General features: G+C 61.1%; 23 protein-coding genes. 3 read left to right on the forward strand and 20 right to left on the reverse strand.

What is annotated here, in order from left to right:
- The first annotated feature begins 241 nt into the window (after positions 1–241).
- Complete coding sequence (locus BM70_RS0111660) at positions 242–1,633, forward strand: undecaprenyl-phosphate glucose phosphotransferase (protein ID WP_025856187.1); 1,392 nt, start codon at positions 242–244, stop codon at positions 1,631–1,633.
- 95 nt (positions 1,634–1,728) lie between these two features.
- Here the strand turns inward: BM70_RS0111660 and BM70_RS0111665 are convergent, their stop codons facing one another.
- The 18 genes from BM70_RS0111665 to BM70_RS0111750 all read right to left on the reverse strand — a co-directional run bounded on the left by BM70_RS0111665 (position 1,729) and on the right by BM70_RS0111750 (position 20,940).
- Positions 1,729–3,804 carry a YjbH domain-containing protein gene (locus BM70_RS0111665; protein WP_025856188.1) on the reverse strand — a complete coding sequence of 692 codons (2,076 nt, stop codon included), beginning with the start codon at positions 3,802–3,804 and terminating at the stop codon, positions 1,729–1,731.
- Positions 3,801–4,571, reverse strand: coding sequence for a capsule biosynthesis GfcC family protein (locus BM70_RS0111670; RefSeq protein ID WP_025856189.1), 771 nt, complete (start codon positions 4,569–4,571; stop codon positions 3,801–3,803). Before BM70_RS0111670 ends, BM70_RS0111665 begins: the two co-directional genes overlap by 4 nt.
- Complete coding sequence (locus tag BM70_RS0111675) at positions 4,568–5,221, reverse strand: YjbF family lipoprotein (RefSeq protein ID WP_025856190.1); 654 nt, start codon at positions 5,219–5,221, stop codon at positions 4,568–4,570. Before BM70_RS0111675 ends, BM70_RS0111670 begins: the two co-directional genes overlap by 4 nt.
- 12 nt (positions 5,222–5,233) lie before the next feature.
- Positions 5,234–6,346 carry a polysaccharide biosynthesis/export family protein gene (locus tag BM70_RS0111680; RefSeq protein ID WP_081782057.1) on the reverse strand — a complete coding sequence of 371 codons (1,113 nt, stop codon included), beginning with the start codon at positions 6,344–6,346 and terminating at the stop codon, positions 5,234–5,236.
- Between the two features lie 88 nt (positions 6,347–6,434).
- Entirely contained in the window at positions 6,435–6,674 is a 240-nt protein-coding gene (locus tag BM70_RS0111685) for a hypothetical protein (protein ID WP_025856192.1), read from the reverse strand.
- Between the two features lie 180 nt (positions 6,675–6,854).
- Positions 6,855–8,264, reverse strand: a complete 1,410-nt coding sequence (locus BM70_RS0111690; RefSeq protein ID WP_025856193.1) for a mannose-1-phosphate guanylyltransferase/mannose-6-phosphate isomerase — start codon at positions 8,262–8,264, stop codon at positions 6,855–6,857.
- 21 nt (positions 8,265–8,285) lie between these two features.
- On the reverse strand, positions 8,286–8,744 hold the full coding sequence (locus tag BM70_RS0111695) for a GDP-mannose mannosyl hydrolase (protein WP_025856194.1): 459 nt from the start codon (positions 8,742–8,744) through the stop codon (positions 8,286–8,288).
- A gap of 5 nt (positions 8,745–8,749) precedes the next feature.
- A complete protein-coding gene (locus tag BM70_RS0111700; RefSeq protein ID WP_025856195.1) occupies positions 8,750–9,958 on the reverse strand; it encodes a glycosyltransferase WbuB in 1,209 nt (402 codons plus the stop codon).
- Positions 9,958–10,935 (reverse strand): GDP-L-fucose synthase, encoded by a 978-nt coding sequence (locus BM70_RS0111705; protein ID WP_025856196.1) that lies wholly within the window; start codon positions 10,933–10,935, stop codon positions 9,958–9,960. The genes BM70_RS0111700 and BM70_RS0111705 overlap by 1 nt, the downstream gene beginning before the upstream one ends.
- Before the next feature lie 2 nt (positions 10,936–10,937).
- On the reverse strand, positions 10,938–12,059 hold the full coding sequence (gmd, locus tag BM70_RS0111710; protein WP_025856197.1) for a GDP-mannose 4,6-dehydratase: 1,122 nt from the start codon (positions 12,057–12,059) through the stop codon (positions 10,938–10,940).
- Between the two features lie 69 nt (positions 12,060–12,128).
- The gene (locus tag BM70_RS0111715; RefSeq protein ID WP_025856198.1) at positions 12,129–13,064 is read right to left on the reverse strand and encodes a glycosyltransferase family 2 protein; all 936 of its coding nucleotides are present in this window, start codon (positions 13,062–13,064) and stop codon (positions 12,129–12,131) included.
- A gap of 1 nt (position 13,065) precedes the next feature.
- Positions 13,066–14,025 carry a nitroreductase family protein gene (locus BM70_RS31860; protein ID WP_177326551.1) on the reverse strand — a complete coding sequence of 320 codons (960 nt, stop codon included), beginning with the start codon at positions 14,023–14,025 and terminating at the stop codon, positions 13,066–13,068.
- Positions 14,026–14,039: 14 nt separating this feature from the next.
- Positions 14,040–14,591, reverse strand: coding sequence for an acetyltransferase (locus BM70_RS0111725; RefSeq protein ID WP_025856200.1), 552 nt, complete (start codon positions 14,589–14,591; stop codon positions 14,040–14,042).
- Positions 14,588–15,751, reverse strand: coding sequence for a polysaccharide pyruvyl transferase family protein (locus BM70_RS0111730; RefSeq protein WP_025856201.1), 1,164 nt, complete (start codon positions 15,749–15,751; stop codon positions 14,588–14,590). Before BM70_RS0111730 ends, BM70_RS0111725 begins: the two co-directional genes overlap by 4 nt.
- Entirely contained in the window at positions 15,748–16,923 is a 1,176-nt protein-coding gene (locus BM70_RS0111735; protein WP_025856202.1) for an O-antigen ligase family protein, read from the reverse strand. The genes BM70_RS0111730 and BM70_RS0111735 overlap by 4 nt, the downstream gene beginning before the upstream one ends.
- Positions 16,920–18,215, reverse strand: coding sequence for a lipopolysaccharide biosynthesis protein (locus tag BM70_RS0111740; protein WP_155952152.1), 1,296 nt, complete (start codon positions 18,213–18,215; stop codon positions 16,920–16,922). The genes BM70_RS0111735 and BM70_RS0111740 overlap by 4 nt, the downstream gene beginning before the upstream one ends.
- A 24-nt stretch (positions 18,216–18,239) precedes the next feature.
- Entirely contained in the window at positions 18,240–20,459 is a 2,220-nt protein-coding gene (locus BM70_RS0111745) for a polysaccharide biosynthesis tyrosine autokinase (protein WP_025856204.1), read from the reverse strand.
- 40 nt (positions 20,460–20,499) lie between these two features.
- Positions 20,500–20,940: a low molecular weight protein-tyrosine-phosphatase gene (locus BM70_RS0111750; RefSeq protein WP_025856205.1), complete on the reverse strand. Its 441-nt coding sequence runs from the start codon at positions 20,938–20,940 to the stop codon at positions 20,500–20,502.
- Between the two features lie 230 nt (positions 20,941–21,170).
- On the opposite strand from BM70_RS0111750, the gene BM70_RS0111755 reads away from it, so the two are divergent.
- Together BM70_RS0111755 and BM70_RS0111760 are read left to right on the forward strand one after the other, a co-directional pair.
- Positions 21,171–21,479: a phosphomannomutase gene (locus BM70_RS0111755; protein WP_256220892.1), complete on the forward strand. Its 309-nt coding sequence runs from the start codon at positions 21,171–21,173 to the stop codon at positions 21,477–21,479.
- A complete protein-coding gene (locus tag BM70_RS0111760) occupies positions 21,476–21,808 on the forward strand; it encodes a hypothetical protein (protein ID WP_025856207.1) in 333 nt (110 codons plus the stop codon). The genes BM70_RS0111755 and BM70_RS0111760 overlap by 4 nt, the downstream gene beginning before the upstream one ends.
- Here BM70_RS0111760 and BM70_RS0111765 read toward each other — a convergent pair.
- Positions 21,760–22,380, reverse strand: coding sequence for a hypothetical protein (locus BM70_RS0111765; protein WP_025856208.1), 621 nt, complete (start codon positions 22,378–22,380; stop codon positions 21,760–21,762). The two genes, BM70_RS0111760 and BM70_RS0111765, sit on opposite strands and share 49 nt — an antisense overlap.
- Before the next feature lie 75 nt (positions 22,381–22,455).
- Positions 22,456–23,214 carry an ABC transporter ATP-binding protein gene (locus BM70_RS0111770; RefSeq protein ID WP_025856209.1) on the reverse strand — a complete coding sequence of 253 codons (759 nt, stop codon included), beginning with the start codon at positions 23,212–23,214 and terminating at the stop codon, positions 22,456–22,458.
- Position 23,215: the final 1 nt, after the last annotated feature.

Consider the following 23,215-nt stretch of genomic DNA (forward strand, 5'->3'; position numbering starts at 1 on the left):
AAAAAACACCACATAATTTACCATTCACCCTGCCTACTGACACACTCTTATACCTGCCTTTTTTTAACGCCCTCTTCTAATAATAGTACGCCGACCTTGTTATAAGTCGTCAGCCAATGCCCCCTGCCGTTCATTACTATCCGTGGGTACGCGACTGCGCGTGCCTGTCGTTTTTGTGCGGTATTGCGCCGCGTGTTTAAACCCAGCCACCACGTGCGTGGTTACCACCGGGAGCAGAACTATGCTGAATAATACTAGAATGCATCGCAACCTGACCCCCAAGGGTTTGACGTTCTGGGGCCAGTGGACGCTTGCATCGGGTTTGGTTGTAACATTATTGTTTATGTTGGTCTTTTTGAAGACCGGCCAACTTGAGTACAACTATCGAATCCTAGCAGCCTTTACCATACTGGCCTCGCTACCGGCTTATAGCCTGTGCGATGTTTACAGCAAGAAAGATGACTATGGCGTAGGACTCGGGCGATTGTTCATGGGCTGGCTACTTACCGTGGGCATATTGTTTGCAGTGGGTGTCGCCTGCAATGCCAGTTCATTGTTTCCCTTGGAAATCTTACTGTTATGGGCCGCGGTCAGTTACCCACTGTTGGCACTGTGTTATATCCCTTTGCACAGCCTGTCCCGGTATTACCATCGACAACTTCATCAACGGCACAAGTCATTGATTGTGGGCACCGGCAAACTCGCCGTCGACCTGGCCAAAACCCTCTCCCGCCAGAAGCGTTCACCCTTGGTCGGGCTGGTTGGCAGCTACGCCGATGCTGTCCACGATGCGCAACCGCAGATACTCGGTGAGTTGCCACAGTTGCCGCAATTGATCCGCCAGCATGGCATTCGCCGGCTCTACATCACCCACTCACTGCAGGACGCCACCCACATCGAGGCGTTGTACCTCAACCTGCTGGAGATCAGCGTGGATGTGATCTGGGTACCCGACCTCAACAACATGCTGCTGCTCAATCATTGCGTGGCCGAAGTGGATGGGCTGCCGGCGATTTTCCTCAATGAAAGCCCACTCACCAGTCGCCCCACCGCCGCCTTGAGCAAGTCATTGCTGGACAAGAGCCTGGCCTTGCTGGCCATCATCGCTCTGAGCCCGTTGTTGTTGCTGTTCGCCTTGCTCATCAAGCTCACCTCACCCGGCCCGGTGATTTTCAAGCAGGACCGGCATGGCTGGAATGGCCAGGTGATCAAGGTGTGGAAATTCCGCTCGATGCGTGTGCATGACGACCACGAGGTACGCCAGGCCAGCCGTAACGATTCGCGCATCACCCCCGTGGGCCGGTTTATCCGCCGTACCTCCATCGATGAGTTGCCGCAGCTGTTCAACGTGCTGCAGGGCGATATGGCACTGGTCGGCCCCCGCCCCCATGCGATTGCGCACAACGACTACTACTCAGGGAAGATTCACGCCTACATGGCGCGCCATCGCATCAAGCCGGGTATCACCGGCCTGGCGCAAGTCAGTGGCTGCAGGGGCGAGACCGAGACCCTGGAGAAGATGCAGAAACGCGTGGATATCGACCTGCGTTACATCAACACCTGGTCGCTGTGGCTGGATATCAAGATCCTGATCAAGACACCGTTTACGCTGCTCTCGAAGGACATTTACTGACCCTCTGGAAACGCGTTCGCTCGCGAAGAACGTTAACGATGACGCGGGTTGCCTGGATGCCCCTTCGTCCTCAGTTCTTCGCGAGCGGGCCACCCCTACTCGGTGATCTTGTCGATATTCTTGTAGAACAGCTCACTGTCGCGCCCATCCGTCATCGAATGCAGTGAATAAGCACGGTTCAAGCGTGCCCCGCCGTCGCGGGTCAAAGGTGCCCACACCAGATTGGCGCGGCGCATGGTCGACAGGCTCATCAGCTCATCGAAGGGAATGGACAGGTAGAGCCCCTTGTCGAAACTGCCTTCACCAAACTCCTCCTTGGAGACGTTGGTACGCGTAACCCATGCCCCGATACGCACGCCGTTGTTGAATTCCCGCGACAGGTCCAGCGTCGCGCCCCAGTCCCTGGCCAGGTAGCGGCCGACACTCAAGGCGCCCTGCAGGTTGAACGGCAGATCGGTATAGCCGGTGATATGCCCGGTCACGGTACGGTAATCACGCAGGCTGAAATCCTGCTCGAAACCGCGTTGGCGCACGTAGTTGAGATCCGCACCCACCGCCCACCCCTTGCCCATTGGCCGGTACAGCACTTCACTGCCGACACCGGCATACATCGATTCCAGCAAACCGCCATAGACCATGCCGTACAGGTCCTGGTCCAGGCGCTGAGCATGGTTGAGCTGGAAGGTCGGCAGGGTCACATCGGCGCTGGTCATGTATTGGCGCAGGTCGGTGCGTACCCGCGGCAAGCCGCTGGGCGCGTCGTAGGTGAAACCGTCGTAATTGTTCAACAGGTTGACGCTCAGCAAGCCACTCCACCAGGTGTTGCGGGTGAAGCGGTATTCAGCGTCGAGGTCGGCGGATATCTGGTAGAGCAAGCCATCCGGCCCACCGACGTTCTGCTTGTAGCCAAGGCCTGCGCCATAGCTGAAGGCTTTGGGAGGCTGGGTGTAGAGCACTGTCTGTGTGCGCTCGCTGGCGCGATTGACCTCGACTTGGCGGTGCAGGGTCTGCAGGTCCTGGCGGTTGTTGACCACCTCGCGAAAGGTCGCTCGGGGCACGCTGGTTTCCTCGATCGGCATGGCATAGCGCTCGCTGACCAGGGTGAACCAGTCGATCTGGTCATTCACGCTGTTATCCAGGATGCGACTCGCGCGCCCCACGGCCTTGGCGCTGTAGAAATAGCGCTGCTGTTCGCCATACACCAACAGCTCCGGCCCTCGCTGGGTAATGCGTTGCACGTTGTAGCCCGCATTGTCATGCAGACGCTGGGACACGGCGGCCCAGTCCACTTGGTCCATCGACGTAGCGGGCGCCTGCGACGGCAGCTTGGGCGCCGGCGGATCGTAGGTTTTCGCAGGCGCCTTGCGGCTGACGAAGTTGGTGTGCAGGGTGATGCCGAACATCGCGGTGTTGCCACGCTCCCAGGCAGCACTCACGTCGATGGAGTCGGCGACCTTGTAGACCAAGCCGAGGTTGACCGGCGAATCCTGACGAAAACTGTTGTCCCGTGGCTCGTTCTTGTAGTCGTTGCCCTCCACTTCGAGCTTGAGGCTCAGCGGCGCCCAGGGTGTCTGGTAGGCAACACCGCCAAACAGCGCGGGCCGCCCGCGAAAGTAGCCGTTGGAGAAACTGCCGGAGCCTTCGGCGGTGGGCCGTTCATTGAAGCGGTCATCCAGCGCGCCGATCGGGTTGCCGAAATCGCCGCGACTGCCCAGGTAACCCCAGGCAATGCCGGCACTGAAATCCAGATCACCGTAACGTTTGCTGGCCACCAGGTACTCGCTGGAAAACAGCCCGGTGCCACCCAGGTCCATGAGCCCCAGTGCCACTTCCGGTAGCCAGTGGCTCTCCTGATAAAGGCGCACTTTGGCATCGACGGCCTTGTCCTTGTAACTCTGGCCGCCGCTGAACGACTCGGGCCCATAGGGGCGGTTGGTGATCGCGGTGTAGCGGAAGGTGCCTTCCAGCCAGTCCAGCGGCTGCGCCGAGAAACTGTAGCGGCTGTACGGTTCGGTACGGTTGGCGTTCACGCTGAGTTCGCCGGCGGGCGCCATGCGGGCGGTGGGGGTTTGCAGCAAACCCACGCCGCCGAAATCGCTTTGGGTGTAACGGGGATCGCCGTGCACGACGCCACAAGGCACCAGCAGCACGGCTGCAATACATAATTTCAAGGCGTGACCTCGGCCAGGGGTTGGGTGGCGAGAAACTCGGCCAATTGCTGATTCAGTTCAGGCGTGGGTGGGTCCAGATCGTCGCTACGGATCGGCACCAGCAGCGTGCTGCCGGGCGCCGGCGGCAGGCCGTCTTCGCGATTCCATGGGGCAATGCCCAGGCGCGTGACGCGGCCGTCGGGCTGGATCAGCCACAGGTAATCGGTGTCCGACTCGGTCAATGAGGGGCAGGCGCGGAGGTAGTCGCGGGCCAGTTGCAGCGACTTGAACGCCAAGGTGCAGGCAGTGGGGACAGCGCCCAGCACGCGGACACTGTCGGGTCGCGGTGGGTAAACCAGGCGATCGCCATCGCTGACCGGCAGATTGGCCGCAAAGCCGACCTCCACTGCCACCGGGTCGAGCATGGCCACCTGGCGGCCGGTAATCGGTAATGACAACACCTGTTGGTAGAGTCGCGCCGCAACATCAGCGCGGTTCTCACGCCCGGCCGCCAAAGCCGCCTGGCGCAGGGTGTTCAGGTCAAACAGCACGCCGGCCTTGAGCCGCGCCTGGCGTTCGAGCAGCGGCTGGTGCAGCCAGGCCGCCCCCAGCCAATAGCCTTGGGCATCCGGTTGAGCCGCCGTGATCACGTCCAGCAAGCGCGCGTCCGGTTGTACTTGGATCGCTCCCGGATTGCGCACCTGGCCACTGACCGTGATGGTCGCGGCCAGGCACACAGGGGCACAGCTGCATAACAGGAGCAACGCCCCGAGTCGTCGAACAGTCATCGGGCGTCCTTGCGGGTCGGTTGCAGCTGGGTGATGGTCAGGCTCAGGTTGGGCGTGAGGTGCTGTTCGCTCTGCACGATAAAACCGTCGTCGGGGTCGACCCAGTAACGGTTGCGTGCATGAAAGCCGGCGACCTCTATGTCTTCGTCCACGCGCAGCAAGGCGTAGGGCTTATCGAGGATCTCGACGGTTTCGATACCCTTGCGAGTCATGCGGCTGGTGACCGTGAGGCCCACGCGATAACCACCCACCAGGTCGATCTGCCGTGTACTGCGGTAACCGTCCGGCACACGGTGCAACCCCTGCTGGAAGGGTGATTGGCCCTGCCAGCGCGTACCATCCAGGTCGGTGCCGAGGCCCACCGTGCGCACCACCAGGCCATCGCGCACCAGCAGCACCTGCTTGCCGGACGCAACCCAGAATTGCAGGTCGCCGCGCTGGCGAATCAGCGCCATTACCCCTTCGCTGGACACCGTGGTGACCTTGACCTGAGGAAATGGCACGGCATCCACCTGAGCCTGGGTCAGCACCAGCGGCGAAGGCCCGGCCACGGCGGCCTTGAAGGTGTCCACGGAAGCCGTCATCAGCGGGTTGCAGCCACACAACAGCCACGCCAACCCCGTGTAAGTCGCGAATTTCAGACTGTTCACGCAGGTACCACCTTATCGGCTGCTGGCTTCGCTCAGGTTGTTCTGGGTCGATGCGCCGATACCGACGATCGTGGCGGAAGGGATCAGTTGGCTGATAAAGCGGTTCCACCGGGTGATATTGGCCGGGCCGACAAACACCACATCCTGTGGCTGCACATCGAAACGCGTGGCCAGGGCCATGGCCGAAGGCGAAGCAGCTTCCAACTGGAACACCTTGGCCGGTTCCACATTGATGTTCTGCGCGCCGCGGATCACGTAGATGGCGTCGGCATTGGAGGTGTTCTGGTTGACCCCGCCTACCGAGCCAAGCACGTCGGAGAGGTTCATGCTGCGGGTCTTGAAGCTCAGCGCACGGGGCTGCATGACCTCGCCCATCACATAGATGCGCTTGCGGTCGTTGTAGGCGAGATACAGCTGGTCGCCGTCCTTGAGGTAGATATCGTTCAAGCGCGACGGTTCAAGGGTGAGCGTGTCGAGGTCCAGGCTGTAACGCTTGCCACCACGGCTGAGGGTCAGGTTCGACAGGTCGGCATTGATTGGATCGATGCCGGCAGCACCAAGGGCCTCCGTCACGTTCATCGCAACGGTGCTGATCGGCACCGGCCCGGCCTTGAGCACCGCACCCGTGATCACCACTTTCTGGCTGGCAAAGCGCAGCACACTCACATCCACTTGGGGGCTGTCGATGTACTGGCGCAGCTTGTCAGTGATTTCACTGCGCAGCGCTTCAAGGGTGCGCCCCTTGGCATCCACCTCGCCCACATAGGGGTAGAACAGCTTGCCCTCAGGGCTGACCAGCCGACCGTTGGCATCGATCTGTTGTTGCGGACCGGAGGGGGCCGTCAATTCCGGGTGGTCCCACACCGTGATATACAGCACGTCATTCGCGCCGATCAGATAAGGGCCCGGTTTATAACTCAACAGTTCTGCCGGAATGGAATATGGCACTTGGGTTGCCGCCGCCATGGCGAGTAACTTTGGCGTTATTGGAATTAAATCCACCCGGCTACTTTCAGCGCCACCTTCTTTGGTCATCGCCGCCGTGTCCATATATTGGCCGGGGGCAAACATGCAGCCTTGCAACAATGCAGCGGCCACGGCCGCAACAGAAAAAATACGCATCATAGTGCTAGGACACTCGCGATAATCGACAAGAAAAAAAGACCACTTGGGCGGGGATTCCAAGCGGTCTGAAAAGCGGAAGGTTTACAACTTAGTTGCCGGTACCTGTAGTGCCGGTCGTGCCGGTGGTACCCGTGGTGGTGCCGCCATTGGAACTGCCGCCGCTGTTGGATGCAGCAGCAACGCCGGCAACAATGGCGCTACCGACCAGCAGGGTTTCCCCTACCGTCACAGACCCCACCACGGCGGTGTCGAGCCCCAACGGCAACTCGGCAGCCAACGCGGACGTACTCAAGACACTGAGCACAATAATAGCCAGTGGTTTCCTCATAACAGACTCCTTATCGTCAGTGAGTAGTCAGGCCGATAGTGCCACCCAACTAAACTGCACACCAGACAGATAACTTCCACGCTAATTAGTTGAAAATAACGTTTTCCCAGCGAAGCGCCCGGCCCTCAATGCATTGCTCGCTATCGAAGTTATATAAAACGTTATTAATTGTCGGAAACGTCAGGCCCGGCCGTACTTGTCTTCAAAGCGCACAATGTCGTCTTCACCCAGATAAGAGCCGGACTGCACTTCAATCAACTCCAACGGAATCACCCCAGGGTTCTCCAGCGCGTGCACCTGGCCGATAGGGATATAGGTCGACTGGTTTTCCGAGACCAGGTAAGTCTGCTCGCCATTGGTGACCCGGGCCGTGCCGCTGACCACGATCCAGTGCTCGGCGCGATGGTGATGCATCTGTACCGACAGCTTGGCCCCCGGCTTCACGGTGATGCGCTTGACCTGGTAACGCTGGCCGTTATCCACCGAGTCGTACATGCCCCAGGGTCGATACACCTCACGATGGTTGAGATGCTCATGCCGCCCAGCCTGCTTGAGCTGGTCGACGATGCCCTTGACCTGCTGCACCTGGTCCTTGTGGGCCACCAGCACCGCGTCCTTGGTCTCGACGATGATCAGGTCCTGGACCCCGACGGCGGCGACCAATCGGCTATCGGCGTGCACATAGCTGTCGCGGGTATCCAGTAACAACCCATCGCCACGCACCACGTTGCCGCTGGCGTCTTTTGCACTGGCCTCCCACAGCGCCGACCACGAGCCGATATCGCTCCAGCCCGCCTGCAGCGGCACCATCACCGCATCGTCGGTTTTTTCCATCACGGCGTAGTCGATGGAGTCGTCCGGGCACGCGGCAAAGGTCGCCACGTGCACACGGGTGAACGGCAGATCCTGGCTGCCACCTTCAAGCGCCACGCGGCAGGCTTCGAGAATGGCCGGTTGAAAGCGCTCCAGTTCTTCCAGGTAGCGACTGGCACGGAACATGAACATGCCACTGTTCCAATAGTAGTCACCGCTGGCCACGTATTGCGCCGCCGTGGCGGCGTCCGGCTTCTCGACAAAGCGCTTGACCCGGTAACCACCCTCGCCCACGGCCGCGCCTTGTTCGATGTAGCCATAGCCGGTGTGCGCACTGGTGGGGGTAATGCCGAACGTTACCAGCTTGCCGGCCCTGGCCTGGGGCAACGCCACTTCCAGGCAGGCATGAAACGCCGGGATGTCTTCGATCAAGTGGTCCGCCGCCAGCACCAGCAGGATCGGGTCCTCGGACTCGGCAACCGCCTTGCACGCCGCCAGCGCGATGGCTGGTGCTGTGTTGCGCCCCACCGGCTCCAGCAGGATGCTCGCGTGTTCCATGCCCAGCTGGCGCAATTGCTCAGCCACCAGGAAGCGGTGCTGTTCGTTGCAGATCAACTGCGGCACGGCCACGTTGGCGCCCGTAAGCCGGGTGATGGTTTGCTGCAGCATCGACAGCTGCGCATCGGTCAGGCGCAGAAACTGCTTGGGGTTCAGTTGCCGCGAAAGCGGCCACAGGCGCGACCCCGAACCGCCAGCCATGATCACGGGTATTAACATGAGGGCATCCTTGGGCAAGAGTCAGAAATAGGCACGGGTGTTGGCATGCACCCGCTGGCTGAAACGCAGTTCATCCTGTGGCCACCAACGGTACTGCTGGTGTTGCTCGGTGGGCGGCTGCAGGGTTGCTTCGGTGTCCAGCTCAAGGCAATAGCTGAGCACCACATAGTGGGTGTCCGGCCCGGCGCCGGCATTGGCAAACACGCTGTCATCGTAAAAATGTTCGAATACCCCCAGCAGCCGCGCGCTGGTGCGCTCGAACGTGTGCCCCAGTTCGTCGTGGGTGATGCGCCGAAAGGCGCTGTCCAGGCTTTCGTTTTTGTGGATACGCCCGCCGGGCACGAACCAGAAGCCATAGGCCGGCCGATTCACGCGCAGGCCGAGAAACACATCGCCACGGCTGTTGCGTACCACCAGATCGATCGCCACCAGGGGCGTCGACGCCACGACCGTCTTGAAGGTCGGTAAATCAAGCCACATACGCGTCAAACCTGTGCCAGAAAGCGTTGCAGAATGCGTTCCTTGTCGAGGAACTCCTTGGCGTAGTTCAACGCCACCTCATTGCATACCGGCAATGCCAGAACCTGCTCGATCCCGGCGTTCAGCGCTGCGACCGATTCCGGTTCGATCAACACCGCAATGCCCTGGTGTTCCGCGCACAGGCGGCCGAGGGTGGTCTCGGGGTCGGCGGTGATAATTGCATTGCCGCCCACCGCCAGAATGTTGGTGAGCTTGGATGGCAACACCGCATCCGCCACGCCGCGCTTCTGGATCACCAGGTGCGCATCGGCCGAGGCCAGCAGCGCCGGCAGATCCTCGTAGGCCTGCAAAGGCGCGAACAGCACGTTGCGCAGGCCGTCGCGCTGTACCCGCTCGACCAGTCGCGCCTTGCCGGTGCCCTGGCCGACAATCAGGAAGACCAGCTCTTCACGATGCGCATGGGCCTGGGCGGCATCGAGAATCAGTTCCAGGCCCTGCTTCTCGCCGATATTGCCGGAGTACAACAACACCCTTGCCCCACTCGGGACACCCAGGCGCTCAAGCAACGCGTGGTTGTGCCGCACTTGGCGAAAACGTGCGGTTTCCGACCAGTTGGGAAAGAACAGCAGGCGCTTGCTCTGCACGCCCTTGCTACGGGCCTTGTCGAGCATGCCGCTGGAAATCGTCGAGACCCGATCAAAACGCCGCAACAGCCAGCGCTCGGTGCCAAACGCCAGGCGTCGCAGCAGCGAACCGCCTCCGATGCCCAGGCCGAACATCGCATCCACTTCATAATCCTGGATATGCAGCACCGAACGCGCGCCACTCAGCCTGGCCAGCAGCAACGCCTGGGGCGCGCAGAACAGCGTGGGCACCACCAGGATCACCAGGTCGGGTTTCCAGCGCAGTTGCCCCAGCACGGCCAGAAACGAGCTGGCGGAAAAGCTCACCAGGTGCAGCAGGCGCGTCAACGCCGTGGGCTGGCGCGGCACGTACAGCGGGCAGCGAATCACCGTGACGCCGGCGTCCAGCTCGGTGCGATAACGCCACGGCGAATAGCCCTCGCCGACCTGCCACTGCGGGTAATACGGCGGTGCCGTCACCACGCGCACCTCGTGCCCTTGCGCTGCCAGCCAGCGCGCCTGTTCACCGCTGTACTTGCCGATACCGGTCAGCTCCGGGCTGTAATTGATACCGTACAGAAGGATCTTCATCACTGGCCTCGAGGCTGTTCGAGGGCGGCAAGATAAGCGTTGTAGGCGTCACGCAAGCCCTCCTCCAGCGGCACGTAGGCTTCCCAGCCGAGAGCGTTGATACGGCTCACATCCAGCAACTTGCGTGGCGCGCCATCGGGCTTGCTGGCATCGAAACGCAAACGGCCCTGGAAGCCGGTGACCCGCACCAGAGCCTGCGCAAGCTCGGCGATGGTGCAATCCACCCCGGTGCCGACGTTCAGGTGCGAGCGCATCGGCTGGGTCTGCTCGCGGTAGCGTGCGGCGTCGAGTTCCATCACGTGCACGCTGGCCGCCGCCATGTCATCCACATGCAAAAACTCACGCCGCGGCCGACCACTGCCCCAGATCACCACTTCGTCATCGCCGCGCTGGGTCGCCTCATGGAAGCGCCGCAACAGCGCCGCAATCACATGGCTGTTTTCCGGGTGATAGTTATCGCCCGGCCCGTACAGATTGGTCGGCATCACGCTGCGGTAGTCGCGGCCGTGCTGGCGGTTGTAGCTCTCGCACAGCTTGATTCCGGCGATCTTGGCCACGGCGTAGGGCTCGTTGGTGGGCTCCAGCGCACCGTCCAGCAACACCGCTTCGATCATCGGTTGCGGCGCATGCACCGGGTAGATGCACGACGAGCCAAGGAACAACAGTTGCTGCACGCCATGGCTGTGGGCGGCGTGGATCACATTGGCCTGGATCATCAGGTTCTGGTAGATGAAATCCGCCGGGTACGTAGCGTTGGCGTGAATCCCGCCGACCTTGGCGGCCGCCAGATACACCTGGTCCACACGCTGCCGGGCGAAATACGCCTGCACCGCTGCCGGGTCGAGCAGGTCCAGCTCATCGCGGCCGGCGGTGAGGATCTGCGTATACCCCAGTGCCCACAATCTGCGCACAATGGCCGAACCGACCATACCGCGATGGCCGGCGACAAAAATCCGCGCATCAAGATCACGTGCCATGTTCAGTTCTCCACGGCGATCGGTGCGTCATGCCCGTGCAGGCGCAGCAAGGCATGGCGCTGGGCGATCTTCAGGTCTTCGCGGACCATCTCGGCGCACATTTCCTGCACACTGATCTCAGGCACCCAACCTAGAGCGCGCTTGGCCTTGGACGGGTCACCCAGCAGCGTCTCCACCTCTGCCGGACGGAAATAACGCGGGTCGACGCGCACAATCACATCCCCCACCAGGATGCCGGGTGCCAGGTCGCCATCGATGTGCTCGACCACCGCGACCTCATCCACGCCCTCGCCGACAAAGCCCAGGCGCACCCCCAGCTCAGCTGCTGACCAGCGAATAAAGTCGCGCACCGAATACTGCACGCCGGTGGCGATCACAAAGTCCTCGGGGCTGTCCTGCTGCAGCATCATCCACTGCATGCGCACGTAGTCCTTGGCATGCCCCCAGTCGCGCAAGGCGTCCATGTTGCCCATGTACAGGCACTGCTCCAGGCCCAGCGCGATATTGGTCAGCGCACGGGTGATCTTGCGCGTCACGAAGGTTTCACCGCGACGCGGCGACTCGTGGTTGAACAGGATGCCATTGCACGCATACAGCCCGTAGGCCTCGCGGAAGTTCACGGTGATCCAGTAGGCGTACAGCTTGGCCACCGCATACGGCGAGCGCGGGTAGAACGGCGTGGTTTCCTTCTGCGGGGTTTCCTGCACCAGGCCATACAACTCGGAGGTGGAGGCCTGGTAGAAACGGGTCTTCTTTTCCAGGCCCAGCAGGCGGATTGCCTCAAGAATGCGCAAAGTGCCCAAGGCGTCCACATCCGCGGTGTATTCCGGCGAATCGAAGCTCACCGCCACGTGGGATTGGGCACCGAGGTTGTAGATTTCGTCAGGCTGAATCTGCTGGATGATTCGCGTCAGGTTGGACGAATCCGCCAGGTCGCCATAGTGCAGGATCAGGTTTTTATGCAGGGCCTGCGGGTCCTGGTAAATGTGATCGATGCGTTGGGTATTGAACGACGATGAACGTCGCTTGAGGCCGTGCACGGTATAGCCTTTTTCCAGCAGCAGTTCCGCCAGGTACGAGCCATCCTGACCGGTAATCCCGGTAATAAGCGCGACTTTGTTCATGTCTGTCTCCCGATTGATAGGCGAGCGAAGGCCTTCACCCAAACTTGGGTGTTTGTTAAAAACAGTCAGTTACTTCGGTGTGGGCAGGTTCAAGTTATGTCCGGTCAACTTTGATAGTTCCCGGACAATGGCTTCCTTATCGTTTAAATGAGCAATCGCGGTTTCCAGTTCGAGCACCTTGGCGCCCACCAGGAAGCGGTACCAATAGCCCTGCAGCAGGTGATAGACCAGACCGCTGCGGCCATCGAGAAAACCCAGCTGGATGATGTAGCGCCACAAGAAATAGGCGGTCGAACTCAGGGTGAACGGCACACGGTTATATATGCGGTTCTTGACCAGGCGCTTGGCCTTGGCCTGGAACGAACTCTGCCCCACCTGCACGTCATCGCGGATCGCAAACAACCCAAGGCGCGCGTTGAGCACTTCAATTGCTTCACGGGTGGCGTACTGGTTGTGCTTGTGAGTGAAGAAGGTCAGGTCATGCAGGTTATGGTCGGCAAACCCGCCTTCCAGTGTGATGGTGCGGCCCTCGGCCACCGAGATGTGCTCGTCCATCCAACGGTCTTCCATGCGCCCCAGGCCCGTGCGCCACAACCGCAGCATCTTCAACGGGTAACGCCCGCCATGGCGCACCCAGCGGCCCATGAAAATATGCTTGCGCTTGAAGTTGATGCCCGTGATGTCGCGAGCCAACGTCGGCAGGCGGTTATTGATCGCGGCAGCGAGATCGGCCTCGATGATTTCGTCGGCGTCCAGGCGCATCGTCCAATTGCCAGTGATCGGCAAGTTATCCAGCGCCCACTGGAACTGCTTGGCCTGGTTGATGAACGGGTTCTGCACCACCAGCGCGCCGTGTTGACGGGCGATCTCGCAGGTGTCGTCGCTGGAGAATGAATCCACCACCAGCACTTCGTCGCTGAAGGCACGCACCGAGTCGATGGCCCGGGCGATGTGCAGGCTTTCGTTGTAGGTGAGGATGATGACGCTGATGGTTTCGCGCTTCATCTCAGGCCCCATGCAGTTGCAAAACTTCACTGCACAACCGGCGCGGTGAGCGCGCGGCGCGGAAGTGGCTTTCCAGGGGCAGGCCCACGGCGATCATCATGATCAACCGTTCGCTGGCCGGGATGGCGCCGATGCTACGGATCTTCTTTTCCACCGAATTGAGGATCGCCAGATTCAGCGGGCAGGCGCCCAAACCATTGGCGTGGCAAGCCAACAACAGGCCCATGGAAAACAGTGCACCGTCCACATAGAGCTGGTTGCGTTGGCCAGCGCCGCCCCACGCGGTGACTTCCGAAGTGACCACGAACAGGTTGTCCACCGATTGCGCAAAGCCGCGCGAGCCACCTTGCAACTCGAGCAACTGCGCGATCACTGCGCGGTCCTGGTACACATGCACGCGCGACGATTGACGGTTGCACTGCGAGGGTGACGACTGCGCCAGTTCCACCAACGACGTCAGCAAGCCACTGTCGATCTTGCCGGGCTGGAACATGCGGCAGCTGGAGCGCGATTGCAGGAATGCCTTGGCGTCCAACTCTCCACTGCCGGGCCAGGTCGCGGCGCGCTTGATCCCGCCCGTGCCGGGAGTACCGTCGCGCTTGAGGTGCTCCACATAGGCTTCCAGATAGAACACGAACTCGTCGCTGATACCCAGGGTACGGTGCAGGTCGAGGTAACCCTGGAACGCGCCGAGGGCCATCTCCAGCGGCAGCGCCGAGTAGGTACGGTCATAGTCGTTGAGCATCCGGATGATGCCGTTGATCTTGTCCTTGCCGAACAGCGGCTTGGGCTCCTTGAGGGACAGGCCCTTTTCGACCGTGTGGGTTTCGATGAGGATCTTGTAGAACAGCTTCTTGTTGCGGCTTTCCAGCGGCGAGTAACCGTTGTGGCGAATAAACGTGAGCATGTCGCGAAAGAACTCGCTGACGAACAACATCAACTTCCATGCCTTATCCATCATGCGTTTCACCTGCTTCATAGTGCGATGTCTCTCGGTTTGAGGGGGCGGCACGGCGCACCGACGCAAATCATCCAGGCCGGCAGGCTGGTGATGACCACCGACCTCGCGCCGACCACACAGCCCTCTTCCAGCACACAACCGGGGTGAATGAAGGACTCGGCGGCAACCCACACGTGATCCTTGATCACGATGTCGCGAGTCACCAGCGGGCGCAGCAGGCTGCGGGTGTCATGGGTGCCGGTGCACAAAAAGCTGCGCTGGCTGATGGCGACCTTGGAGCCCAGGGTGATCCTCGCCATGGCGTACACATCCACGCCGTCGGCGATGGCGGTGTAGTCACCGATCTCGAGGTTCCACGGTGCCCAGATGCTGCACGTGGGCGCGATCCGACACCCCACGCCGACCTTGGCGCCAAAACGGCGCAGCAACCAACTGCGCCAGCCGTGCAGCATCCAGCGTGGCGTGGGACGAAACAGCAATTGGTAGACGATGCTCCACCACAGGCGACGAGCCTTGTCACTGCGAGGCAAGGTGTCGACGTACTTGAGTTGGGCGAAGTCGCTCATGGCTTGAGCGCCGCCAGTTGCTCCAGCAGGTAGCGTTCGCCCACCTGCTGCAAGGCCTGGCGGCGGGCCCGCACCGCCACCCAGTCGATGGGCGCCGCGATCAATGCGTGCACCTGGTCGGCATCGTCCGCCGGCAGGAAACGCTGGGACAGCTCCAGCTTCTGCAAGAGGTTACGCACCCGTGCATTCAGCGAGGCCTTGTTGCCCGGCAAGCCCACCGCAATAAAAGGCTTCTCGAAAATGATCGCGAACACCGTGGCATGGAACGAGTTGGTCACCACATAGGCCGACTCCTTGAGCAGCTTGAGCCAGTCCTGGGGGCCGACCTGCACGGTCTCGCCAATCTGCCGCCAACGCCGGTGCGCGTTGTACGGCGAGATAATCGGCCCGGCCACATGCTGCGACAGCGCTTGCGCTACCTCGCGCACGCCCACGCCAGTGCGCAGCGCGTAGCAGAACACATGACCGGTGCGGGTCTGAGTGGCCGTGGCGAGCAATGCCGAATAATCGCGATGCAACAGCGTCGGGTCGGGCACGCATTGGGCCGTCAGGCCCGCGACCTGTTGCACAATGCCCACCCCGCTCTCTTCGCGTACGCTGATGGCCGACAGTTGCTTGAGCAGGCCTTCAGCCTCGGCGTGGTACTCGGGCTCCAGGTACTCCTTGCCGAAACTGGCGGCATAGGAAATACGCCGGGTGGTCTGGTCGCAATCGAATGCCAGGAAGTACGCCGGGTCCAGGCCTGTCTGGCCCGAGGGGTTCCAGATCTGGTCACTGCCTGCCACCAGCAACTGCTGACCGGCTACCGCCTGGTTGAGCTGGTTGGCATGGGCGTAGCGCGGCTCCTGGATATTCAGGAAACGCGACTTGAACGCCTGGAATTGCCGGGACTGGGCATTCGGCCCCAGCACCCGGGTTTTCAACGCGAGCGCCTTGAGGTAAAGCGCCTTGATATTGGCCTTGAGCTGGCGCGGGTTGAACAACTGGCGAATCTCGCTGCCATCTTCCACATAGGCCGGGTGGTAATTGATCAGGCTCACCTGTAGGCCCTGCTGCTGCAACCAGCGCTGCAAGGCATAGGCTTGCAGCACGGCGCCGAAGTTCTCGCTGAAATGGTACGTCAGTATCCCGGCCCTGACGGGGCGTGCAGATGCGCTCATGATCCAGCCTGTCTTAATAAGTAATGTGAAGGAACGGCCTGGCGTGCGGGCGCGGCTTTGTTGAGCAAACCGATGAACATCGACCACACCAGCAAATAGCTGCCATCAAAGGTGGTGAAGAATTGGTAGCTGGTCTTGAACGAGAAAATCAGCAGGATCGCCACCACCGCCAGTGACACGGGGTTACGCGGCAGGCCACTGAACAGCAGGCAGAACAGCGCCACGCCGACCACACCCAGCTTGGCAGTCACTCCCCAGTAACCGTTCTCGATATCGAACTTGGAGTTCTCGAACCAGCGCTCGTCGTTGGTGGGCACGCCAGGTGTCAACTGCTTGGCCAGGCCATTGCCGAGGAACACCGTGGCCGGGTTCTCCAGGAACGACTCCTTGGCATGGGCGATCTCGAACGCACGAGTCACGTCCTCCCCCTTCTCTTCGAACAGGTACGTGGCAAAGCGCGACACTGCCAGTGGGCTGGCGTAGAACGTCAACGTGCCGAGGGCGCCAATGGCGACCACCAGCACCGCGAGGGACTTGAGCTTGCGCTGGGTGATCGCCGACAGCAGGATCATTACCGCCATTGCCGCCAGGATGGTCTTGGAACCGGCCGCCAACAGCGTGACGGCCAGGATCAGCATCAAACCGACCTTGCGCTGGCAACAGGCGTAGAAAAACAGCAGCACCGCCGAACTGGTGGGGAATAGCATGATCCGTCCCACTTCGTCGCTGGACTTGGAGGCGGCGTTGGTCAGGTCGATGCCGACCCCATACAGACTGACCTGCAGCAACTGGCCGAGGGCGAAGATGTAGATGACCCGTTCAATGATCCGGCGGCAATTGAAGCTATGGGCCCGGGCGATTTTTTCCACATTGGCCGCCACATAGCTGTACCCCGCCAACAGCAGCACAAAATAGAAAAATGGAATGCCCGAACGCAGGAACTGATACAGGGAAATTTTCGCGCCGCTGCTGACGAGTACCTGCAACACGCTGGAAGCCACCACCAGCGCCAGCAAGGGTAACGCCCGCGTAAAGCCTCGCGCTGCATACACCACGAACGGCAGCAACAACAGCAGCGCCAAGGGCTGCGACAAGTTGTTGCTCAGCGCCAGGGGCAAGGCGAAAAACGTCAGCGGCAAGTAGAGGGTCAGGCGCGCCTGGGACAACATCATGGGCCCACCTCCCCGACACGGATCACCCGCAGGTACACCAGTACGACCAGCTCCGGTAGCGACAGCAACAGCGAGGCGCCCAACAGCGGATCAATGTGCTCCTTGCACGCCAGCCACAACAACAAGGCCCCCGCGCTGCTCAAGGCGTAGATCAGCGAGGTGCGCGTGTGGCGGTTGGTGGAAATCAGCAGCGCCGCCAGGATGAACCAGGCCACATTCAAGATCGTATGTGAACCGATCAGCGCAAGGGACAACCGATCAACCTGCACCAGCCCATGGCTCCACAACAGGATGATCTGCGGCCCGGCCCAGATCCCGGCCGCGTACACCAGCACGCACAGGCCCAATACCCGTGAACTGGTGCGCCGGGTAAAACGACGCGCCTCCTCGATCTGTCCACGCCCGGCCAAGCGCGAAATTTCCGGTGTGAGTGCATTGCTGCAGGTGATGCCCAACTGGATGATCAGCCGCATCAGGGTACGCGCCATGGTGTAACCCACCACCACCGCCGGGCCGGCGATCTGGTTGAGCACCTGCAGCCCGCCCTGCAGGGTAATGGCCTGGGCCAGCGGGATTGCCGCACTGCCCACCGCCGGCTTCCAGATGCCGCGGAATTCGGCCCAAGAGGCCGATGCCAGGCCCAACAGCGGCCAGGGCGAAATGCGCCGCACAAACAGGGTCACCAGCAGCAGGAACAGCACCTGGCTGAAGAACATGCCTTGGGCCAGTTGCAGCTCCGAGCCACCGAGCAGCAACACAACGATGGACAGCCCGATATCCACAGTCCGGCGGTTGGCCATGATGAAGACCCCGCCGACAGTCCTGTCGATGGTGCGAAACCATGCATCGATCGGCCCACCCAGCAATCGTGTGCACAGGTAGCCGGACATGAACAGCACCACCAGGCTGGCCTGCTCGGACGCCAGGGTCTTAAGCTTGAGCAGCGCTACCCAGTCGAGCCACTGGCCGAGGGTCAAGGCAAACAGCAGCACTAACGCGACCACCGCCAGGGTAAACGCCAACGCTGTCTGCACACTGCGCCGCGCCCCCGGCACATCGCCTTGGCTGGCGCGCAAGGTAGCACTGGTGGCCGACGCCTGGGCCACGCCCAGGTCGAGCAGGCTGAGCATCGACGGGATACCCGTGAGCACCAGCCAATCAGCATAGCGACCGGTGCCCCAGGCATACAGAAAGAACGGCACCAGCACCAATTGCGCCGCCAGCGTCACCAGTTGGGTGTAACCGTAGCTCAGCACATTGAGGCGAAAACGACGCGACAACGAACGAGGCATTTCAAGCACCTTGTTCATCGTTCATCAGGCCTTGTCGGACTGATAGGCGTAGCTGTAGTAACCGTAGTCGCCATAGCCATGACTGGCAGAACGGCGTTTTTCCACGCCATTGAAGATCGCGCCCTTAAGCTCGATGCCGTTCTGATGGAAGCGTCGCAGGGTCAGCTCGATTTCCTTCGCCGAGTTCACCCCGAATCGCGTCACCAACAGGCTGGTACCCGCCTGACGCCCGACAATCGCAGCGTCGGTGACGGCCAGCAGTGGCGGTGTATCGATGATCACCAAGTCATAGCGCTCGCTGACCTCGGCCAGCAACGCAGCAAAGTTGGGGTGCATCAACAGTTCCGACGGGTTGGGCGGAATCTGCCCGCGACCAATGAAATCGAAGCGCTCCACCGCCGTCGGGTGAATGGCCTCCTGCAGATCGCAGCGCTTGACCAGCAGGTCGGACAGTCCCGCTTCCACCGCCTTGCCCAACATTTTGTGCAGGTAGCCTTTGCGCATGTCGGCATCGATCAGCAGTACGCGCTGGCCCGACTGCGCGACGATGGCTGCCAGATTGGCCGAGACAAACGTCTTGCCCACCTCGGGGCTGGGGCCGGTGATCATCAACCGGTTGTTCTTCGCCTCGAGCATGGCGAAATGCAGGCTGGTGCGCAGGCTGCGCATGGCCTCCATCACCAGATCGTGTGGGTGGTTCACGGCCAGTAACGACGGTGCGGCCGAGCGGCCCTTGCCGGCATTGGTTTCTTCGGCCTTCTGCAACAGGCTGAAAGGAATCGACGCATACACCGGCAAGCCAAGCTTCTCGATGCCATCCGGGCTTTCCAGGCCACGGTTGAGCAAGCTGCGCACCAGCACCAGCCCCACCGACAGCATGCCGCCGAGCAGCATCGCCAGCAGCACCACGATGACTTTGCGCGGTTCCACCGGTTTGGCCAGGTTGGCGTCGGCGCTGTCGATCAGGCGCACGTTGCCTACGGTGCCGGCCCGCATCACGTCCAACTCCTGAGAGCGGTTGAGCAATTGGGTGTAGATCTCAGTGCCCACCTGCACGTCGCGGGTCAGGCTGAGCAATTCCTGCTGGGTGCTGGGCAAGCCTTCGACGCGCTTGGTCATCTGCGCCTGCTTGGCGTTGAGTTCAGCCAGTTTGGCGATCAATGCACGGTAAGCCGGGTGCTGGGGGGTGAACTTGCGGTCCATCTCGGCCTGTTGCAGTTTGAGTTCGGAGATGCCGGTGTCCAGGGCCACTACCTGGTCGAGCACCGCCTTGGCTTCGAGGCTGATGTCGATGGATTTGCTGCGCGTCTGGAAACGGTTCAAGGCGTTCTCGGCCTTCTCCAGGTCACGACGCACCTGGGGCAACTGGTCATTGAGGAACGACAGGCTTTGCGCCGCTTCGGCCGAGGTACGGTCGACGTTCTGCTTCACATAGAGGTTGGAGATTTCATTCAGCGTACGCACCGCCAGGGCCGGACGCGTGCTTTCCAGGGACAGGCTGATGATGCCCGACTCCTTGCCGCGCTCAATGACCGTCAGCAGGTCCTGATAGTCGGCCACCGCGTCCAGGCGTGGCTTGCGCACGATCTTGAAATGCGCACCTGGGTTGGCGCGCAACGCCTTGACCAACACCTCGACACCGCCGCCGGCAAACGCCTCGCCGACGCGGCCTGCGGCAATCTGCCGGTCATCTTCATCAAACAGGCTGTAGGTCTGGGCCTCGCCGGCCACCAACACCAGGGGGGTGCCGAGCAACGCGGTGGGCAGCGTCAACGTGTCCAGCACCAGTTGCTCGCCACCCGCCGAGTAGCGACTGAACCCAAACAGCGGCGGCGCGATATCGCCCTCGTGCTCTGGGGCATAACGCCGCGCCAGAAAGCCTCCGATCAACGGAAAATGCTGCGGGGTGATGGTGATATCCAGCGCCAGGGTGTCGACAGTCTTGCCGATGATGGTGCGCGACTTGATCAGTTCGATCTCGGTCACCGCCGGCGACTCCTTGCCCAGCAAGCTGCTGACATCGGAGAAACCAAGCATGTCGTTCTTCTTCGGTTCCACCTGGATCAACGCATTTGCCTGGTACACCGGCGCCGCCAGAACGGCGTAGGCCGCACCGATCAGCATGCAGGTGCCAGTGATACCGGCAATCAGCCATTTGTGATCGATCAGGGTGCCGAGCATGCCGAGCACATCGATCTCGTCGCGGTGGGGGCTATCCGGGGAAGCGTTCTGGGGTGAATACATAAATCGTGTCTTCGTCCTTGCAATCATTTAAAGAGGAGCATCAGCGCGCCAGGCGCTGGGCCCAGGCCTGGGCGGCTTGTTCAATCAATGCATAGGCCTGCAAAAAGGCAGGCTTGCCCTGGCGATAGGGGTCGGAGATCTCGCGGTCGTGCTGCCACTTGCCGAGCAGGAACACCTTGCCCCGCGCCTCGGGTGCCAGGCTGAGCACGCCGTCGATGTGCCGTTGCTCCATCACCAGGACCAGGTCGGCCTCGCTCACCGCTTGCGCGCTGAGTTGCCGCGCTTTGTGCGCCAGGGGCGCATGCCCGTGCTCCTGCAACACTTGCCCCGCCAGCGGTTCAAGTGGGTGGTCACGCAACGCCGCCAGGCCGGCCGAACTCACCGTGATCCCACAGGGTGCCAGCGCGGCGCCCAGCAACTGTTCCGCCGTGGGGCTGCGGCAGATATTGCCAATGCACACAATCAGTATGTTTTTGAACAAGGCAACCTCCCACGCACCGCACACTTATTCTTCGGCAAAAGGGATGACCTTATTTAAATAACGAGTAACTAACGACCGAGCAATTATGACCACAGCCGATAAACATCGACCATCTATCGCGCAAGACAAAAAATAACAATCGTGGCATTAACCGACTAAAAATAACATTCCAGTACTTTTCCTATTTCCCATAATAAAGTGCCGCCTGACAGCAACAACAAGGGACGGCCATGAACACTTCAAAGTTATTGGTAGAGCGTATTGGCCTATTTCCTTCTTCGGGAAATATTCATGTCGAAGTGAATAACTCGACCCGTGTCGTCGAGCGCATGCAGGTGTTGTATGGCGATAACTCCCTGGACATCGACGAGTCCTGCTCCGGGTTGTCGATGGTGTTTGCCGATTGGCGCTTCAAGTTGCAGGTCAGTGATGCGCTGTCGGTGTGCCTGTGCGTGGAAAGTCGCGGGGACAGTCAGTTCATGCAGGTCAAGACCGCTGAATTGCTGGCGAATATCTCCGGCACCGAGGAGCGGCCATGAGCGTGTTGGATGATTTGATACGCAGTTATGCGCTGAGGAAGCTTACGGGGATGTTCGAAAGCTTCGCCGAGCCAGCGGTGGGCGCGCAGTATCGGCGCAATACCCAGGCGATCAGCCGGTGGCTGGAACAGTTGCAGGGCAGTTCGCCGCTGCAGATCACCCATACGCTGTTCAAGCAGATGAAGGAGGCGCGGCGTCGTGGTGATATACGGCGGCTCAACGCGCAGACGGTGTTGCTGGAACTGATGGTGGACAGCAACCGGGCGCTGGACCTGGTGACTTACTCGGCCTTTCCATGCGCCGCATCCAGCCGCCAGGAAGGCTCTTGATGGGCTTGATCGGCACCTGACAGGGTGGTGGCGACGCGGTTGAGCAGCAACTCGGCGCTGTACTTGGGCACCAGTGCGCAGGCCAGCAAGACCACCAGGCCAACGCCGATAAACGAGGGGGCAACCTTGATGTCGGCGCGTTCAATGCGCCACAGGAAGGCAATCGCCGCGATAGCACCCAGTATTGCGCCGGCCAACGCTTCATTCAGCGGATGGATGTAAGGCGCCACGCAATAAGCACTGAACCAGGCACTGGCGAGTAACCCCGCCCCCGCTGCCGGCCAGCGTAATGCCGGGTTGAACTGACGCGCCAAAAGACTGAGTCCCACGGTCAGCATCAGGCATGTATTCATGGCATGGCCACTTAATACGGCAATATCCAACGGCTCAAACGATAAGCCCCAACCTTTGAACAGCAACTTGCTGAGCGCCACAATCGAATACGTCACGCCGACGGTTATTACCCAGGCGCGAAGTGCCCAAGGGTTGGAATACCTCAGCCACACCGCAATGATAATGGCGGCCGGAATCATGACGGTAATGCCGCCATAGTGCGCAAGCTCTGCCCGCATATATCCTCAACCTGACGTGCCCGTTTCGGCGCCCATCAGACCTCAGCGCAGGGGAAAACACAACGTTATCGATGGTCAGCCTTGGGCGACCCGACGCAAGCTGACCGCCGCCGGCCGTGCTGCCGGTGTATCCACTTCCACGCCAAGCAGGCCCAGCAGCCGTGCGCGAATCGCCTGGAAACCGTCCTGGCCGGTGTCACGGGCGCGGGGTAGATCAATCGTCAGCTGTTCGGCAATCCTGCCGTCCGCCAGCACGATCACACGGTCGGCCAGCAGGATCGCTTCGTCCACATCGTGGGTCACCAGCAGCACCGCGGGTGTGTGCTTGCGCCACAGTTCGATGATCAGCCGGTGCATCTTGATGCGGGTCAAGGCATCCAGCGCCGCGAAGGGCTCGTCGAGCAGCAGCAACTTGGGCTCGCGCACCAGCCCACGGGCCAGCGCAACACGTTGGGCTTCGCCACCGGACAAGGTCGCCGGGTAGGCTTCCAGGCGATGGGCCAGGCCGACCTCGGTCAGCGCTTGCACGGCGCGTGCCTTGGCGTCGGGAATGCGCAGGCCCAGGATCACGTTTTTCCAGGCGCGCTTCCACGGCATCAGGCGCGGCTCCTGGAACACCGCCGCCCTCGCCCTGGGCACGCGCAGTTGTCCGCTGTCGATGCTGTCCAGGCCCGCCAGACTGCGCAGCAAGGTGGTCTTGCCGGAACCGCTGGCCCCGAGCAGGGCCACGAATTCACCGGGGGCGATGTCCAGGTCCAGGCCATCGATGACCCGTTGCTGACCGAACTGGCGGACCACATTGCGCAGTTGCACGGGCGCTTCTAACGTCGACATG

It is taken from the genome of Pseudomonas sp. CHM02 (assembly GCF_000612585.1).
In the GTDB taxonomy this organism is placed as follows: Bacteria; Pseudomonadota; Gammaproteobacteria; order Pseudomonadales; family Pseudomonadaceae; genus Aquipseudomonas.

Excerpts from the sequence above, each read along its gene's own strand:
- BM70_RS0111660 (WP_025856187.1), top strand. The coding sequence starts at position 242 with ATGCTGAATAATACTAGAATGCATCGCAACCTGACCCCCAAGGGTTTG.
- BM70_RS0111670 (WP_025856189.1), bottom strand. The coding sequence starts at position 4,571 with ATGACTGTTCGACGACTCGGGGCGTTGCTCCTGTTATGCAGCTGTGCC.
- BM70_RS0111680 (WP_081782057.1), bottom strand. The coding sequence starts at position 6,346 with ATGATGCGTATTTTTTCTGTTGCGGCCGTGGCCGCTGCATTGTTGCAA.
- BM70_RS0111685 (WP_025856192.1), bottom strand. The coding sequence starts at position 6,674 with ATGAGGAAACCACTGGCTATTATTGTGCTCAGTGTCTTGAGTACGTCC.
- BM70_RS0111690 (WP_025856193.1), bottom strand. The coding sequence starts at position 8,264 with ATGTTAATACCCGTGATCATGGCTGGCGGTTCGGGGTCGCGCCTGTGG.
- BM70_RS0111695 (WP_025856194.1), bottom strand. The coding sequence starts at position 8,744 with ATGTGGCTTGATTTACCGACCTTCAAGACGGTCGTGGCGTCGACGCCC.
- BM70_RS0111700 (WP_025856195.1), bottom strand. The coding sequence starts at position 9,958 with ATGAAGATCCTTCTGTACGGTATCAATTACAGCCCGGAGCTGACCGGT.
- BM70_RS0111705 (WP_025856196.1), bottom strand. The coding sequence starts at position 10,935 with ATGGCACGTGATCTTGATGCGCGGATTTTTGTCGCCGGCCATCGCGGT.
- gmd (WP_025856197.1), bottom strand. The coding sequence starts at position 12,059 with ATGAACAAAGTCGCGCTTATTACCGGGATTACCGGTCAGGATGGCTCG.
- BM70_RS0111715 (WP_025856198.1), bottom strand. The coding sequence starts at position 13,064 with ATGAAGCGCGAAACCATCAGCGTCATCATCCTCACCTACAACGAAAGC.
- BM70_RS31860 (WP_177326551.1), bottom strand. The coding sequence starts at position 14,025 with ATGATGGATAAGGCATGGAAGTTGATGTTGTTCGTCAGCGAGTTCTTT.
- BM70_RS0111725 (WP_025856200.1), bottom strand. The coding sequence starts at position 14,591 with ATGAGCGACTTCGCCCAACTCAAGTACGTCGACACCTTGCCTCGCAGT.
- BM70_RS0111730 (WP_025856201.1), bottom strand. The coding sequence starts at position 15,751 with ATGAGCGCATCTGCACGCCCCGTCAGGGCCGGGATACTGACGTACCAT.
- BM70_RS0111735 (WP_025856202.1), bottom strand. The coding sequence starts at position 16,923 with ATGATGTTGTCCCAGGCGCGCCTGACCCTCTACTTGCCGCTGACGTTT.
- BM70_RS0111740 (WP_155952152.1), bottom strand. The coding sequence starts at position 18,215 with ATGCCTCGTTCGTTGTCGCGTCGTTTTCGCCTCAATGTGCTGAGCTAC.
- BM70_RS0111745 (WP_025856204.1), bottom strand. The coding sequence starts at position 20,459 with ATGTATTCACCCCAGAACGCTTCCCCGGATAGCCCCCACCGCGACGAG.
- BM70_RS0111755 (WP_256220892.1), top strand. The coding sequence starts at position 21,171 with ATGAACACTTCAAAGTTATTGGTAGAGCGTATTGGCCTATTTCCTTCT.
- BM70_RS0111760 (WP_025856207.1), top strand. The coding sequence starts at position 21,476 with ATGAGCGTGTTGGATGATTTGATACGCAGTTATGCGCTGAGGAAGCTT.
- BM70_RS0111765 (WP_025856208.1), bottom strand. The coding sequence starts at position 22,380 with ATGCGGGCAGAGCTTGCGCACTATGGCGGCATTACCGTCATGATTCCG.
- BM70_RS0111770 (WP_025856209.1), bottom strand. The coding sequence starts at position 23,214 with ATGTCGACGTTAGAAGCGCCCGTGCAACTGCGCAATGTGGTCCGCCAG.